At 63.8% G+C, this 14,606-nt stretch carries 11 protein-coding genes; 4 read left to right on the top strand and 7 right to left on the bottom strand.

Going from position 1 to position 14,606, the window contains the following annotated elements; all coding sequences use genetic code 11:
- On the bottom strand, window positions 1–180 hold a 180-nt coding region (locus Q7V20_RS03990; protein WP_304787421.1), incomplete at its 3' end, for an HU family DNA-binding protein.
- A 111-nt stretch (window positions 181–291) separates the two neighbouring features.
- The gene (locus Q7V20_RS03985; RefSeq protein WP_304787419.1) at window positions 292–1,341 is read right to left on the bottom strand and encodes an NADP(H)-dependent aldo-keto reductase; all 1,050 of its coding nucleotides are present in this window, start codon (window positions 1,339–1,341) and stop codon (window positions 292–294) included.
- Window positions 1,342–1,452: 111 nt separating this feature from the next.
- Here Q7V20_RS03985 and Q7V20_RS03980 point away from each other — a divergent pair, with 111 nt between their 5' ends.
- The 4 genes from Q7V20_RS03980 (at window position 1,453) to ybaL (ending at window position 5,862) form a co-directional block, all read left to right on the top strand.
- Window positions 1,453–2,019 carry a TetR/AcrR family transcriptional regulator gene (locus Q7V20_RS03980; RefSeq protein ID WP_304787417.1) on the top strand — a complete coding sequence of 189 codons (567 nt, stop codon included), beginning with the start codon at window positions 1,453–1,455 and terminating at the stop codon, window positions 2,017–2,019.
- A complete protein-coding gene (locus Q7V20_RS03975; RefSeq protein WP_304787415.1) occupies window positions 2,019–2,903 on the top strand; it encodes an MBL fold metallo-hydrolase in 885 nt (294 codons plus the stop codon). Before Q7V20_RS03980 ends, Q7V20_RS03975 begins: the two co-directional genes overlap by 1 nt.
- A gap of 72 nt (window positions 2,904–2,975) precedes the next feature.
- Entirely contained in the window at window positions 2,976–4,040 is a 1,065-nt protein-coding gene (locus Q7V20_RS03970; protein ID WP_304787413.1) for a catalase family protein, read from the top strand.
- 112 nt (window positions 4,041–4,152) lie between these two features.
- Window positions 4,153–5,862 (top strand): YbaL family putative K(+) efflux transporter, encoded by a 1,710-nt coding sequence (gene ybaL / locus Q7V20_RS03965; RefSeq protein WP_304787411.1) that lies wholly within the window; start codon window positions 4,153–4,155, stop codon window positions 5,860–5,862.
- Window positions 5,863–5,884: 22 nt separating this feature from the next.
- Here ybaL and Q7V20_RS03960 read toward each other — a convergent pair whose 3' ends face one another.
- The 5 genes from Q7V20_RS03960 to Q7V20_RS03940 all read right to left on the bottom strand — a co-directional run.
- Window positions 5,885–8,302 (bottom strand): ATP-binding protein, encoded by a 2,418-nt coding sequence (locus Q7V20_RS03960; protein ID WP_304787409.1) that lies wholly within the window; start codon window positions 8,300–8,302, stop codon window positions 5,885–5,887.
- Window positions 8,299–8,916, bottom strand: a complete 618-nt coding sequence (locus Q7V20_RS03955; protein ID WP_304787407.1) for a YfiR family protein — start codon at window positions 8,914–8,916, stop codon at window positions 8,299–8,301. The genes Q7V20_RS03960 and Q7V20_RS03955 overlap by 4 nt, the downstream gene beginning before the upstream one ends.
- Before the next feature lie 2 nt (window positions 8,917–8,918).
- Entirely contained in the window at window positions 8,919–10,955 is a 2,037-nt protein-coding gene (locus Q7V20_RS03950; RefSeq protein ID WP_304787405.1) for a TonB-dependent siderophore receptor, read from the bottom strand.
- 171 nt (window positions 10,956–11,126) lie between these two features.
- Entirely contained in the window at window positions 11,127–12,062 is a 936-nt protein-coding gene (gene ybiB / locus Q7V20_RS03945; protein ID WP_304787403.1) for a DNA-binding protein YbiB, read from the bottom strand.
- A gap of 48 nt (window positions 12,063–12,110) precedes the next feature.
- Window positions 12,111–14,606, bottom strand: a 2,496-nt coding sequence (locus tag Q7V20_RS03940) for a nitrate reductase (RefSeq protein WP_304787402.1), incomplete at its 5' end; no start/stop codon positions are given.

The following is a 14,606-nucleotide window of genomic DNA, read 5'->3' as shown; positions in this document are numbered from 1 at the left end:
GCCGCTGCGTGCAGCGCGGGCGTGTTGCTTGAAGGAGCCGAATCCAGGGATCGTCAAGGAGTCGCCTTTCTTGACGGTGGAGACGATCACGTCCAGCAAGGTTTCCAGGACGCGACCAGCATCGGCCTTGGTCAGGTCATGTTTGGTGGCCAAATGCTGGATCAGTTCGGTTTTGTTCATGTGACGCTTCTATCCGTTGCACCCGAAAGCGGGCAGCGTGATTGTGCCAAAGCTCTAGCTCATTTCCACGTATATCTGATGAAGAGTCGGCCTGGTGCGTGCAAACACTGATCAAGGCGCCGGGTTGGGGTAGCGATCGTGTATGGCGTTGATGCCCTCCAACACCGATGCGGGCAAGTCCAGGTCAACGCTGGCGATGTTGCTGCGCAGTTGCTCCAGGGTGGTCGCACCAATGATGTTGCTGGTGACGAAATCGCGGGTGTTCACGAAGGCGAGGGCGCCTTGGGCGGGGTCGATGCCATGCTGCCTGAACAGGTCAACATAGGCTTGCGTGGCCAGGCCGGTGTTCTCACTTTGGTAACGCGTGAAGCGGTCAAACAAGGTCAGGCGGGCACCGGCCGGGCGCTGGCCATTCAAGTACTTGCCACTGAGCACGCCGAAGGCCAGGGGCGAGTAAGCCAGCAGCCCCACGTCTTCGCGCAATGCCATCTCCGACAGGCCGGTCTCGAAACTGCGGTTGACCAGGCTGTAGGCATTCTGGATGCTGGCCACGCGCGGCAGGTCGCGTGTCTCTGAATGGTGCACGAACTGGCCCAGGCCCCAGGGCGATTCATTGGACACGCCAAAGTGGCGGATCTTGCCGGCCTTGACCAGGTCTTGCAGTGCTTCCAGCGTTTCCAGGATGGGCACGGTCACCGCGTCTTTGACGTGTTGATAGTTGCGTTGGCCAAAGATGTTGGTGGGGCGGTCGGGCCAATGCAATTGATACAAGTCGATGTGGTCGGTCTGCAGGCGCTTCAAGCTGTCGTTCACCGCTTCGAACAGGTTCTCGCGAGTGAAGTTCAAGCGGCCACCACGGATGTGCGATGGCCGCGCAGCCTGGTGCGAGGGGCCTGCGGCTTTGGTGGCCAGCACGATGTCATCGCGGCGCCTGGTTTTCTGAAGCCAGGTGCCGATGTACAGCTCGGTCAGGCCTTGGGTCTGTGGCTTGGGGGGCACCGGGTACATCTCGGCGGTGTCGATCAGGTTGATGCCCGAATCTAGCGCCGCATCCAACTGCTCGTGGGCCTGCGCCTCGGTGTTTTGTTCGCCCCAGGTCATGGTGCCCAAGGCGATCAGGCTGACCTTCAAGCCGGTGTGGCCCAGTTCACGGTATTTCATGGATTCTCCAAACTCACCCAATTCGGCAAGGGAGGCATCGTGTCATGCCGCCATCAACCTTGCAGCCACCCGGTCTTGCTAAATATATAGACCAGTCGTTATAATTGCGGCATGAATGCCCGACAACGATTGATCGACACCACGGCTCGCCTGCTGCAAACCGCCGGATACCACCACACCGGCTTGAACCAGATCGTGGCCGAAAGCGGTGCACCCAAGGGCTCGCTGTACCACTACTTCCCCGGTGGCAAGGTCGCGCTGGCCGTGGCCGCGCTCGACCAGTCCGCCAGCCAACTGGCCCAAGCCCTGGCGCAGTTGTGCCTGCCGCACCCGGATCCCGAGGCCGCTGTGGCCGCAGTGATCGACTTTTTCATCCAGGAGTTGGAGGCGTCCAACTACACCAAGGGATGCCCCGTCGCCACCACCACGCTGGAGCAGGCGGCCCTCACGCCCGAGATCCGCGATGCCTGCGCGCGGGCCTACCGCCTGTGGCAAGACAGCCTGGAGGCCTACTTCGCTGGCCATGGCATTCGCCAGGCCACCTTCCTGGCCGAGAACCTCCTGATGCTGATCGAAGGCGCCTTGTTGCTGGCCCGCGCCCAGCAGAACTGCGATCCCTTGCGCCGCCTCAAAACCCACCTTCCGGTCCTGATCCAATCCTCCAAGGGAGCCCTTTGATGTTCAAGTATTTATTGCCTTCAATCCTGGCGTTGGCCAGCATGTTTGCCCACGCACAAAGCAAAGCGGGCGTGGAGTTCGCCATCGTCAAGACGGGCAAAACCACCACGCTCAAGGGCATGATGGTCTCGGGCGGCGGCTTCACCACCAAGGTCGATGGCAACTTCTCGGCCATCCTGGTCAAGCATGGCCAGACCCACTTCTTGTTCGACTCCGGCCTGGGCACCCAGGTGGCGCAGCAGTACCAGCAGGACATGCCCTGGTGGGCCCGTGCTTTCTTCAAATATGAAGACCCGGTGGTGCCTGCCCGCACGCAGTTGGACCAGGCGGGCATCCCGCCCATCGACCGCATCTTCCTCAGCCACGCGCATTGGGACCATGCCAGCGGGCTGGGTGATTTCCCTGAAGCCGTGGTCTGGGCTGCGCCCGAAGAACTGCATGTGGTGGCGCACGCCGCCCCCGGCCTGGGCGGCAGCTGGCCCTCGCAGGTGTCTTTGAAGTCCATCCGCTGGCAGGCGCTTGACTTCAAGCCGCAGCCCTACAAGGGCTTTGACCGCAGCATTGATGTGTTCTCGGATGGCTCGGTGGTACTGGTGCCCATGTTTGGCCACACACCCGGCTCCATCGGCATGTTCGTCACGGTCGCTTCGGGCAAGCGCTTCTTCTTTTGCGGTGATGCGGTCTGGCGCGCCGATGCCCTGAAGGATGGCAGCCCCAAGTTCTGGCCAGCCAGCCTGATCGTGGACAAGGACCGCGAGCAGACACAACACACCATCGAGCAGATGCGCGAGTTGGTCAGGCAAGACCCCGGTCTGGTGGTGGTACCAGCCCACGACGACACGGTGCAAGCAGGATTGGGATATTTCCCCCTATGGGTCAAGTGAGCGACAACGCGTATGCTCCAGCGATCAGATCGTTTCTCATTTAACGGTCAAAAACAAACTGGAGGCTCATCCATGTCCACCCACCGTGTTCTGTCATCCGTGCTGTACGCCTGCTTGCTGGCCACCGCGCCCCAGGTTTGGGCCGCGGCCACGCCGTCGGCCGACGGTGAGGTGATCCCCGCTGGCGAGGCCGAGGCCACGGCCGCCATGGTCACTGGCATCCGCGCCATGGTTCAGAAAGGCTTCGATGAGAACGGCCATGCCTTTCGCGATGCGCACCGCAAGGCGCATGGCTGTGTGCAATCCACCTTCACCGTGCTGGGCCAGTTGCCGCCAGCCCTGGCGCAGGGCCTGTTCGCCACGCCCCGTTCTTACAACGCCGTGGTCCGCTTCTCGAATGGCTCTGGCCAAAGCCAGGACGACCACACCGGTGATGCCCGGGGCATGGCCGTCAAGGTGATGGGCGTGGGCGGCCAGAAATTGCTGAGCGATGAACAGTCCGCTGGCACGCAAGACTTTTTGATGATGAACAGCCCCGTGTTCTTCATCCGCAACGCGGCCGACTACGTGGTCTTTCAGAAAGCCATGTCGACCAACGCGTTCACCGCGGTGGGTTGGCTGGCCGGCCACCTCTTCCATGAAACCGCCGTTTTGCTGGCCATTCAGGGGCGCAAGGTGGTCAACCCGCTGGCTTCGCAGTACTGGAGCACGACGCCTTCCAAGTTGGGCACCCAGCAGATGAAGTTCTCGGCCAAGCCTTGCGCGGGCAGCACCTTCAACACCAGCTCCGACACCAAGGATCGCCTGGGCGATAACCTGACCGCCCAACTGGCCACGGGTGGCGCCTGTTTTGATTTCATGGTCCAGACGCGCGTCAAACCCAGCACCATGCCCATCGAGGACCCCACCATCGAGTGGAAGGAAAAGGAATCGCCCTTCATCCCGGTGGCCAAGATCCAGATTGGGCCCCAAGTGCCTGAACAGGGTGAGGCTTGTGAAATTCGCTCCTTCACACCTTGGCATTCGATTGCCGAGCACCGCCCTCTGGGCGGCATCTCGCGGGTTCGCAAGGATGTCTATCTGGAGATCTCCAAAATGCGCCATCAACTCAATGGCCAGCCGCGCATCGAGCCCTGATGCCATTGTTTGGCTGACCTGAAAGCCCGCTTGGCGGGCTTTTTTCTTGGGCGATCCCACCACTGCCGATAGACTGTGCCTTTGAACACATTGACACAGGAATTTCGTCTGCATGCCCCATAACGTCAGCTTGATCTCCACCATCGCCACGGGCTTTGGACTGGCACTCATTTTTGGCTTCATCGCCTCGCGCATGAAGGTGCCGCCGCTGGTGGGGTACTTGCTGGCCGGCATCATGATTGGTCCTGCCACCCCTGGCTTCGTGGCGGACATGGACCTGGCGGGCCAGTTGTCCGAAATCGGCGTGATGCTGCTGATGTTGGGCGTGGGCCTGCATTTCTCGCTGGCCGATCTCTTGGCGGTCAAGCGCATTGCCATCCCCGGGGCGATCCTGCAGATCACGGTGGCCACGGCGTTGGGCATGGGCACGGCCATGTTGTGGGGCTGGAGCCTGGGCGGGGCGCTGGTGTTCGGCCTGGCCTTGTCGGTGGCCAGCACGGTGGTGCTGCTCAAGGCCTTGGAGGCCCGCAATGTGCTGGAGTCGGTCAACGGCCGCATCGCGGTGGGCTGGCTGGTGGTGGAAGACCTGGTCATGGTGCTGGTGCTGGTGCTGTTGCCCGCGCTGGCGCCCATGTTGGGCGGCGCGGCCGATCCGCAAGCGGCTTCAGGCCAGAGCGTGTGGCTCACCTTGGGCCTGACCTTGGGCAAGGTGGCCACCTTCATCGTGTTGATGCTGGTGGTGGGGCGGCGCGTGTTCCCCAAGGTGCTGTGGCTGGTGGCCAAGACCGGCTCACGCGAGTTGTTCACCCTGTGTGTGGTGGCGACAGCGGTGGGTGTGGCCTATGGCTCGGCCAAGCTGTTCGACGTGTCCTTTGCTCTGGGCGCTTTCTTTGCCGGCATGATGATGCGCGAGTCGGAGTTCAGCCACCGCGCGGCCGAGGAATCCCTGCCTTTGCGCGATGCCTTCTCGGTGTTGGGCGTCGTGTCGGTGGGCATGCTGTTTGATCCCAGGGTGTTGGTGCAGGAGCCGCTTCGGGTGCTGGTGGTCGTGGCCATCATCATGGTCGGCAAGACCCTGGCGGCCATGGCGCTGGTGCTGGCTTTCCGCTATCCGCTCAACAGCGCGCTGACGGTCAGTGCCAGCCTGGCGCAGATCGGCGAGTTCTCGTTCATCCTGGCCGGCTTGGGCGTGTCGCTCAAGCTGCTCACGCCTGAAGGGCACAGCCTGATCCTGGCCGGGGCCTTGATTTCCATCGCACTGAACTCGCTGCTGTTCGCGGCCATCGAGCCAGCCCAGAACTGGATACGTTCACGCTCGGCATTGGCGCGCAGCCTGGAGTTGCGCGATGACCCGCTGGCCGAGTTGCCGATGTCCGTGCCCCAGTCGGTGCTCACGGGGCAGGTGGTCCTGGTGGGGCATGGCCGTGTGGGCAGCCGCATCGCCCAGGCCCTGCAAGACCGCCATCTGCCCTTCGTGGTCGCCGAAGAAAACCGCGAAGTGGTGGAGCAACTGCGTGCGCAGAACATCCCGGCGGTCTGGGGCAATGCCTCCGACCCGTCGGTGCTGATTCAGGCCCACGTGGCCCGGGCAGGCATGCTGGTCATCGCCACGCCCGACTCGTTCAATGTGCGCAAGATGGTGGAGATTGCCCGCACCCTGAACCCCGCCATCGAGGTGGTGGTGCGCACCCACAACGAGGCCGAAGGCCGCTTGTTGGAGCAAGACGAGGTGGGCAAGGTTTTCATCGGCGAGCATGAGTTGGCCCAGGCCATGCTGGGCCACGTGCTGTTCAGGATGGGGCATGACCTTCGCCGAACATGAAGCTGGACACCGTTTGATCAGATCAGGGCAGTGCAGCCGCAGGGGCATTGGGCCCGCGGCGCGATCGGCGAGGCTCGCGCCAGCCTGGTGCCCAGCGCGCCAGCAGCGCGGCCAGTTGCGCGCGCCCGAAGGGCTTGGCCAAGTGGTCGTCCATGCCCACCTCAAGGCAGCGCTCGCGGTCTTCACTCATGGCGTTGGCCGTCAGGGCGATGATCGGCGTGTGCTTGAGGTCGCGCTGCGCTTCGAACTGGCGGATGGCCTCGGTGGCGCCCAGGCCATCCAGCACCGGCATGTGCCAGTCCATCAACACCAGGTCAAACGGGGTGTGTGACTCTTGGGCGGTGGACCACAGTTGCGTGGCTTCAGCGCCATCGTTGGCAATGACGACCTCGCAACCCAATTGCCGCAACTGCTCTTCGGCCACGATGATGTTGACGGGGTGGTCCTCGGCCAGCAGCACGCGCACGCTGGCCGCTGGCTTGACGGGCGTGGGCGCGCGGCTCCACAGCGGGTCTTTGGCCAATTGCCGCTGGAACACGTTGTGAAGGGCTTCTTGCAGGCTGCCACGGCGAATGGGTTTGCTCAGCCAGACCAGGGGAGCAGGGCGATTGGCTTCCGGATCGGATGAGAAGTCGCCTTCCAGGGAGGTCAGCAGCACGGTGGGCACTTGCCGGAGCATGTGGGGTGCGGAGGATCCAGCGCTGTTGCATCGCACGGCCAGGTCGAAGGCGGAACTGGCTTCCGCCATGAGCTTGGCCGCCTCATGGTCGCTGGGGCACGAGGTGGTCACCAACCCCAGGGCCTTCAAATAGCGCACGAGCAAGGCGGCTGTGGCGGGATGAGGCTCAACGACCAGCACGCGCTGACCGGTCAGGGGTGAGGGCTCGGTCGGCTCCGGGGCCGCCAAGGCGGGGCGTTCCACCGGTGGCAGCGGCAGCTTGACGACGAAGGTGGAGCCCAGTGTGGGGATGCTGCTCAGGCTGATGCGGCCACCCATGAGTTCGCACAGGTAGCGGGTGATGCTCAGGCCCAGGCCGGTTCCGCCAAAGCGGCGCGTGGTGGATTCATCGGCCTGCGCGAAGGCTTCGAAGATCTTTTGCTGAACCGGGATGGGGATGCCGATGCCAGTGTCGCGGATGGTGAGTTCAACCTCACCTGTCGGGCTCATCTTGACCAGGGTGATGACTTCACCCACCGTGGTGAACTTGATGGCGTTGGACATCAGGTTGGCCAGGATCTGGCGAATGCGGACCGGGTCACCAATCAGCAAAGGTGGCACCTCGGCGGCCACTTCGCAGATCAGCTCCAGCCCCTTGGACTGCGCCTCTTGAGCGAACAGGCCGGCCACCTCTTCGGCCAATTCGCCCAGGTCGAAGGGGATGGCCTCCAGGCGCATGCTCTGGGCCTCGATCTTGGACAGGTCGAGGATGTCATTGAGGATGGCCAGCAAGGATTCGGCGGACGAGCGCGCCAAGCCGACGAAGTGGCGTTGGCGCTCGTTCAGCAGGCTGTCGTTGAGCAGGTCGAGCACGCCGAGCACGCCGTTCATGGGGGTGCGGATCTCGTGGCTCATGTTGGCCAGGAACTGCGACTTGGACCGGTTGGCCTCTTCGGCCGCGTCCTTGGCCTGGCGCAATTGCACCGTGCGCATGGTCACCGTGTCTTCGAGCGATGCGTTGTAGGCGGCCAGGGCCGAGTCGCGCGCCTGGATTTCTTCAAGCATGCCGTTGAAGCCCCGGTACAGCGAGCCGATCTCGTCGTGGTGGTGGGTGTTCACCCGCAGGTCGTACTGGTGGTCTTGCGAAACCCTCTGCATGGTGTCGGCCAGCTTGACGATGGGCTGGACCACGCTTTTCTGCAGGGGCAGCAAAACGGTCATGGCGGCCAGAGAGGCCAGCAGGCTCAGGCCGAGCAAGAGGCCCGCGCGCCAGTAGATGGCATTCAGCATGTGGCGCGGATCGACTTCGACCAGCAAGGTGCCCACGCGTGCGCCATCCAGCACCACAGGTTGGGCCAGGCTCAGGGCGGTCCAGTCATAGCGCAAAGACTGTTCTTGCTGAACATTGATGGCCTGTTTGATCAACGCTTCGCTGGGGCCTGGGGTGGACTCCACGTACATCTCTGCACGGGCGAACACGGCGAACTTTCGGCCGGCCGGGTCCAGCAGGATGGCCTGGCTGATCTCGGGCAGGGCGTTCAGGCTGTTGAGCACCGCTCGCGCGGCGTCCGAATCACCAAAGGCCAAAGCAGCACGGGCGTTCAGCGCCACAATCTGTGTGACGCTGGAGGTGTTGGTGTACAGCCGGTTGCGCTCGGAGCGCAAATCCAGCACGGTGGTGGCCGCGAACAACACGATCGCCGCCAGCATGGTCGAGGCGGCCAGCACCAGCGCCAGCTTGCGCCTGAAGCTCCATTGGCGTGGGTGGACCCAGGCTGTCATCGGCTGGCCCCGCTGTCGGGTTCCACGATGGTGGTGGCCAGGTTGAGCAGGTCGGCGGCCAGCTTCAAACCGTTTTTCTGGGTTTGCGCCCGGTTGATCTCGAAGCGCAGCCGGGTGCCCACGCGCATGATGCGGATCATGCCGCCTTCCTGCGCAAAGCCCTCGATGTCACTCACGGTCAGGGTTGGCTGGCTGGCCAGCATCTGCAGGTATTGGGTGCGGCGTCGGCCATCGGCCTCGGCGATGAAGACCAGGTGGCACAGTTTGAGTTCTTCGGTTCGTTCAGGCTGGAAGAAGCGCAGCGGGTGGCCTTGCACGGGCCGGTCGTTGAGGCTGATCATGGCGTTGGCCAAGGCTTCTCGGCGGCCCAGCAAACAGGCGTTGAGCGGTGCAGTTTTGGCCACGAAGGCGTTGGCGGGCCATTCGGTGAACCTGGCAAAGTTGAACAGGTAGGCGGCCTGGATCGCGGCTTCGCTGGCTTCCGATTCGGCGGCGTGGCTGGCGTCAGGATAAGTGGCACTGGCCAGGCAAGCCAGGACCAGCAGCGATTCACGCCAACGGCCCAGCGCTGCTTTGAGCAGGGCTTGCGTGGTGGTCGTGGCCTGGCGCTCCATGGTCAGAATGAGGCCTCCACTTTGGCGTAGGCGGCGCGCTCCACCGACGAGGAAATGCGCGGGTTGATCTCTTGCGTGTAGTGGCGGCCCAGGTTGTGCCCGCCCAGTGACAAGGTCACCTCGGGGGTCATGGCCCAGCGCAGGTTGATGTCCAGCGCCGTGCGGGATGGCACATCCAGGAAGGGCACCAGGGAATCCTTGCGCGCCGAGGTGTAGCGCAGCCAGATGTCCAGCATCCAGCGGCTGTTCAGATCAAATGATTCGCGCAAGGAGATGAGGGAGCGCGGGGTGCCGCCCAGGGTGGTGATGATCGCTGGCGTGTCGAAGCGGGTCTCCATGTAGCTGTAGGCCAGTTGCTGGCGCCAGAACTTGGCGATGCGCCAGTCGGCGGCGAGCTCGATGCCGCGTGTGGTGGCGCGGGTGCCGGAGGTCAACGCGACCGTGATGACTCGGCGGCCATTGACCGTGGTGTCGCTGACGATGGTGGGGTTGGTCAGCAGGTCGTTGTAAATAGTGGGCGACACCCCCAGCAATGGGTTGTAGCGTTGAACAAAGGCGGCCACGTCCACTGACAGGTTCTGGCGCACCTGGCTGCGCCAGCCAGCCTCCAGTGCGGTCACTTTTTCGACGATGCGGGCACCCGGGTTGAACACGCCGCGAGCAGTGATGGGGGAGCCGCCGTTCGGGGAGTCGATGTTGATGCCTCCGTCGGCCTCGCCACGTGCTGGCGCGCGCACGGCACGCGACGCCGCGATCCAGCTGGACGAGCGCTCGTTCATTTTCCACAGCAGTCGTGCATTGGGGGAGGCTTGCGCGCCGGAGTAGGGGTCGTGGTCAACCCGGGCACCGTAGGTCAACAGGAGTTGGTCGGGCAGCAGCGCGTACTCATCTTGGGCGAATACCCGGCCATGCACCAGGGTCTGCGCGGCGGGCTCGAAAGTGACCAGGGGAATGCTGTCGATCTTGTCGTGGTACCAGGTCAGGCCCAAGCCCCAGAGCACGTCATGGCGTGAGCCTTCAGGGTGCCATCGGTGTTGAACATCGACATCGGCCGATTCAGACCGATGGGTGGCATAGCCCCTTTGCTCGTTGCGCTGGCTTTGCAGCGTGGCTTGAACATGCAGCTCGGAAGCGGCGCTCAGCGGCGTGTCAAGCGAGGCGGTGAGGGTGGCTTTGTCGGTGCTTTGAACCGTCGGTGCCAGGGCCAGGTTGGTGAAGTCGGGCAGGGGCAACTCGCCATTCTTGGTGGAGCGCAATGCCTGGCCTTGAACCGACAGCCGTGAACCGTTCTTTTGGGTCTGGTCAAAGCGCAGCCCGATGGTCTCGGCATGGGCCTCGTTGTTCTCGCGGGCACCCGATGAGTCAATGGAGGCGGCCTGGCGGTCGGCCTGTCCGTAGAACTTCAACCAGCCATCCTCGCCCAGCGTGGTGCCATGGCGCAGCAGCAAGCGGTCTGATCCATCGCTGCCCACGCTGGCCACGGCCAAGCTACCCTGGGTGTGTCTGGCCTCACGGGTGATGATGTTGATCACGCCATTGACGGCGTTGGTCCCCCAGATCGCCCCGGCAGGGCCGCGGATGACCTCGATGCGCTCGATGTCCTCCAGCGGAACGCGCTCAGCCTCCCAGAGTACGCCGCTGTAAAGGGGTGAAAACACGCTGCGGCCGTCGATCAGCACCTGCAGCTTGTTGGAGAAGCGGCCCGCTTCGCCTCGCACCCCCACCGCCCAGCCAGACGGCGACATTTGTGCCACGTCCACGCCGGGGGCCATGCGCAAGGCTTCTGGCAGAGAGCGCACACCTGAGCGCAGGATGTCGTCGCGGGTGATGACGTGCACGGCATCGGGCACATCGGCCAAGGCCTGGGTGCGGCGGCTGGCCGAGACGATTTCGACCCGCATCAACTCTTCCAGCGACAAATTGGCCAGGGCGTCGGCCTCGCCTTTGGCTTGCGCCATGCTCAATGACGGGTAGACCGCCAGGAGTGTGGCGGTGGCGATGAGCGTCAGATACCAAGGTTTGGGGGTGTCGGGCGTCATCCGGGGCAATACAACTTGGAAAGCTTCTGATTGAATCGAATCTGCGCACGGACCTCATGAGGGCTTTACCGAACAAACTCGCGAAATGAACATTATTGATGACGGTAACACCCCTTCGGGTGTCCGATATACATAAGGTTGCATTTGGCCCCCTGCCTTGGGGGGCGACGCTCAGGCTTGCTTCAAGGCCTGGCGCAGGCAGCTGACCTGGGCGGCGATGGCGGTCGGCAGGGCTTGCTGGCCCGACATCAGAGACTCGATGTAGCGGGCGGTGGTGTCGGCATCAAAGCCGTTGGGCAACTCGGGCAACTCGGTCAGCACGCCATCGACCGGCGCGCGCGACAGGCTGTCGTCCCGCAAGCCGTTGATGAAAACTTCGAAGCGTGGTTGGCGGCGCGGATCGGCCACGGGCTCGCCCTCGGTGCCGCGCATCAGCAAAGCGTTGGCGTGTGCATGCTTGAGGTAGGCGTTCAGGGAAATGGCGTATTCGGGGTGCGTGTGGTTGACCACGCGCATGGTGCGCGATCCCTCGGCCGCCACGATGGGGTCCAGCAGTTTGGCCACGGTGTGGCCGGGGTTTCGAAGGCCGATGGTCCAGCGCACGTCCAGCAGTTTGGCCAGTGGGGGGCACAGGGTGGCGATGTCCATGAAGGCCGGGTGGCCAGCCTGCCAAGCGGCTTGCACGTCTTGTGTGCTGGTGGCAGTGGGCAGGCCGAGGGCGTCAAACACTTGCGCTGTGGTCACGCGTGTGGGATCGTGCCGCGGGCCGTGCACCAGCACCGCCACGCCCTGTTTGGCCAGCTGCAAGGCCAACAGGGGTGTCAAGTTGGGCAGTTTGCGTGCGCCGTTGTACGAGGGCAGCACCACCACCCCGGACGGCGAAGATGGGATGGGCAGGCAATGGGCCAGCGTGGCGTGCACAAAGCCGTCAAGCTCGTTGACTTCTTCGCCCTTGATGCGCATGGCCAGGCAAAAGGCGCCCACCTCCAGGTCAGTGACCTGGCCCGCCAGCACCTGGCTCATCAGGTCATGTGCCTGCTCGGCCGTCAAGGGGCGGGCGCCGTCTTTGCCCCGACCAATGACCTTGATGTAAGCGCTGATACTCATGCTGATGGCCGCGAACGGCGTCCCCTTGAAACCGTGATTATCGCGGGCTCATGATGGTGTGGTCACGGGCAGGGGATGCAGCTTGATCAGCTTGCGCAGCTCGGGGATGCAGGAACCGCAGTTGGTGCCGCATTTGAGCTGCCCTTGCAGGCTGGCCAGGCGTTCATCGGTGTTGCCAGGGCAATGCCCCAAGGCTTCCACGATGGCAGGTTCGGTCACGTTGAAGCAGGTGCAGACCTGGCGGCCTTTGCTCTGGATGGCGACCGGCGGCGTGCTGCCTGGCGACAGCAAGGCACGGCCGTAGGCATCGGCCGCCAGTTCGTCTTGCAGCAGGGGGCGTATCCAGGCTTCTGCGCTGATGTCACCCGCCAACACGAAGGCCTCCAGCTTCAGCCCTTCGCTTGTGCGCGCCATGCGCATGGCGCGGCGCTGACCACGTTTTCGGTCCTGGTAGCGCAGCACGTCGCCACCGCCGATGCCCAGCAGCAGCTCGATGCGTTCGACCAAGGCGTCGCCGGCCGGCTCCAGCGCGGCGGCGCGGAACAGCACGCCCACCTTGCCAGGGCCGCCATCTGCTCGTCCCTCGCGGCCAAAAGGCACGCAACTGGTGAAGGCGAATGCCGACATCAAGGGCTTGAGCGCTTCGCGCACGGCCAGGGCCTGGTCTTGCGGCATCCAGGCCACGGCCAGCAAGCGCCAGGGGTACTGGGCCTTGCTGATCTTGACCGCCGCGTGCTTGAGCTCGGGTTGCTTGGACTTGGGGCAGAAGGTGGGCACGGTCAAAGCGTTGACGCCTGTCATGGGGCGGCCTTCGGCATCGATGCCACTGAGGTATTCCTCGCCCCAGTGCATGGCGATGAAGGACTGCATGGGGGCGATGGCTTCGCTGCCTTGCGCGGGGATGACGACGCTGCCACGGCGGGAAGCCACGTGCACCAGATCGCCATCCACCAAGCCCATGCGTGCCATGTCCTGCGGGTTCATGTCGATGAGGGGCTCGCTGACGTGGCCAAACAAACGCCCCAGCGTGCCGGTGCGGCTCATGCCGTGCCATTGGTCGCGCAGGCGCCCGGTGTTCAGTGAGTACTGGAAACGGGCGTCACGGGCTTCGACCACGGGCTCAAAACGGATGGCCGAGAAGTTGGCGCGCCCACTGGGCGTGGGGTACAGGCCGTCTTCGTACAGACGCACCTTGCCGGTGGCTTGGCCATCGGGCATGGGCCATTGCTGCGGGCCGGAGGTTTCCAGGATCTGGTAGCTCAGGCCGGTGATGTCCAGGTCGCGCCCGCGCGTTGATTCGCGGTGCTCGTTCCAGATGGATTCGGGCTTGTCGTAGGGAAAGAGGGTGGTCACGTCCCGGCGATAGCCACCACTTCGCTCTGGCAGCCGCTCTTCCAGGCGACGGCCGAAGTCGGTGAAGATGGCCCAGTCATGGCGGGACTCACCGGCTGCGGGGATGGCCGCCTTGACACGGCTGATGCGGCGTTCACTGTTGGTGACGGTGCCGTCTTTTTCGCCCCAGGTGGTGGCGGGCAAGAGCAGGTCGGCATAGGCGCAGGTGGCCGTGGTGGCAAAAGCCTCTTGCACGACCACGAATTCCACCGTCTCCAGGGCTTTGCGCACTGTGGCCTGGTCGGGCAAGGACTGGGCGGGGTTGGTGCAGGCGATCCACAAGGCCTTGATCTCGCCCCTGGCCGCCGCTTCGAACATCTCCACTGCAGTTTTACCGGGCTTGGCCGGTACATCGCGCACGCCCCACAAATTGGCCACTTCGGCGCGGTGGTCTGCGTTGCCCAGGTCGCGGTGGGCGCTGAGCAGGTTGGCCATGCCGCCGACTTCGCGGCCGCCCATGGCGTTGGGCTGGCCGGTCAAAGAGAAAGGCCCGGCGCCCGCTTTGCCGATCTGGCCGGTGGCCAGGTGCAGGTTGATGAGGGCGGCGTTCTTGTCGGTGCCGCTGCTGCTTTGGTTCAAGCCTTGGCAGTACAGCGACAAGGTGGCGGTGGAATCGCCAAACCAGCGTGCGGCTTTGATCAGGTCATCTTGACTGATGCCGCAGGCGCTGGCCACGGCTTCGGGCGTGAAGTCGCGCACGATGACTTGCAGGGCTTCAAAGCCTTGGGTGTGGCGTTCCACATAGCCCATGTCCACCAGGCCTTCGTTCAGCATGATGTGCAGCATGCCGTGGAACAGGGCCACGTCGGTGCCGGGCAGGATGGGCAGGAAGAGGTCGGCCATCTCGGCCGTCTCGGTCTTGCGCGGGTCGGCCACGATCATGCGCATCGCCGAGTTGGCGCGCTTGGCATCTTCGATGCGGCGGAACAGGATCGGGTGGGCGTAGGCCGTGTTGGCCCCGACGATGAAGATCGTCTGCGCGTGCTGGAAGTCGTCGTAGCAGGAGGGCGGGGCATCGGAGCCCAAAGTGGCTTTGTAGCCGGCCACCGCGCTGCTCATGCACAGGCGTGAGTTGGTGTCGACGTTGTTGGTCCCGATCAAGCCTTTGACCAGCTTGTTCATGACGTAATAGTCTTCGGTGAGCAGCTGGCC

The organism is Aquabacterium sp., assembly GCF_030652515.1.
In the GTDB taxonomy this organism is placed as follows: Bacteria; Pseudomonadota; Gammaproteobacteria; order Burkholderiales; family Burkholderiaceae_C; genus Aquabacterium.
This window is presented reverse-complemented; position numbering and strand designations above follow the sequence as displayed.

Bases quoted from the DNA above. Each gene is read 5' to 3' on its own strand.
- ybiB (WP_304787403.1), bottom strand. From the start codon at position 12,062: ATGAGTATCAGCGCTTACATCAAGGTCATTGGTCGGGGCAAAGACGGC.
- Q7V20_RS03985 (WP_304787419.1), bottom strand. From the start codon at position 1,341: ATGAAATACCGTGAACTGGGCCACACCGGCTTGAAGGTCAGCCTGATC.
- ybaL (WP_304787411.1), top strand. From the start codon at position 4,153: ATGCCCCATAACGTCAGCTTGATCTCCACCATCGCCACGGGCTTTGGA.
- Q7V20_RS03955 (WP_304787407.1), bottom strand. From the start codon at position 8,916: ATGGAGCGCCAGGCCACGACCACCACGCAAGCCCTGCTCAAAGCAGCG.
- Q7V20_RS03970 (WP_304787413.1), top strand. From the start codon at position 2,976: ATGTCCACCCACCGTGTTCTGTCATCCGTGCTGTACGCCTGCTTGCTG.
- Q7V20_RS03960 (WP_304787409.1), bottom strand. From the start codon at position 8,302: ATGACAGCCTGGGTCCACCCACGCCAATGGAGCTTCAGGCGCAAGCTG.
- Q7V20_RS03975 (WP_304787415.1), top strand. From the start codon at position 2,019: ATGTTCAAGTATTTATTGCCTTCAATCCTGGCGTTGGCCAGCATGTTT.
- Q7V20_RS03980 (WP_304787417.1), top strand. From the start codon at position 1,453: ATGAATGCCCGACAACGATTGATCGACACCACGGCTCGCCTGCTGCAA.
- Q7V20_RS03950 (WP_304787405.1), bottom strand. From the start codon at position 10,955: ATGACGCCCGACACCCCCAAACCTTGGTATCTGACGCTCATCGCCACC.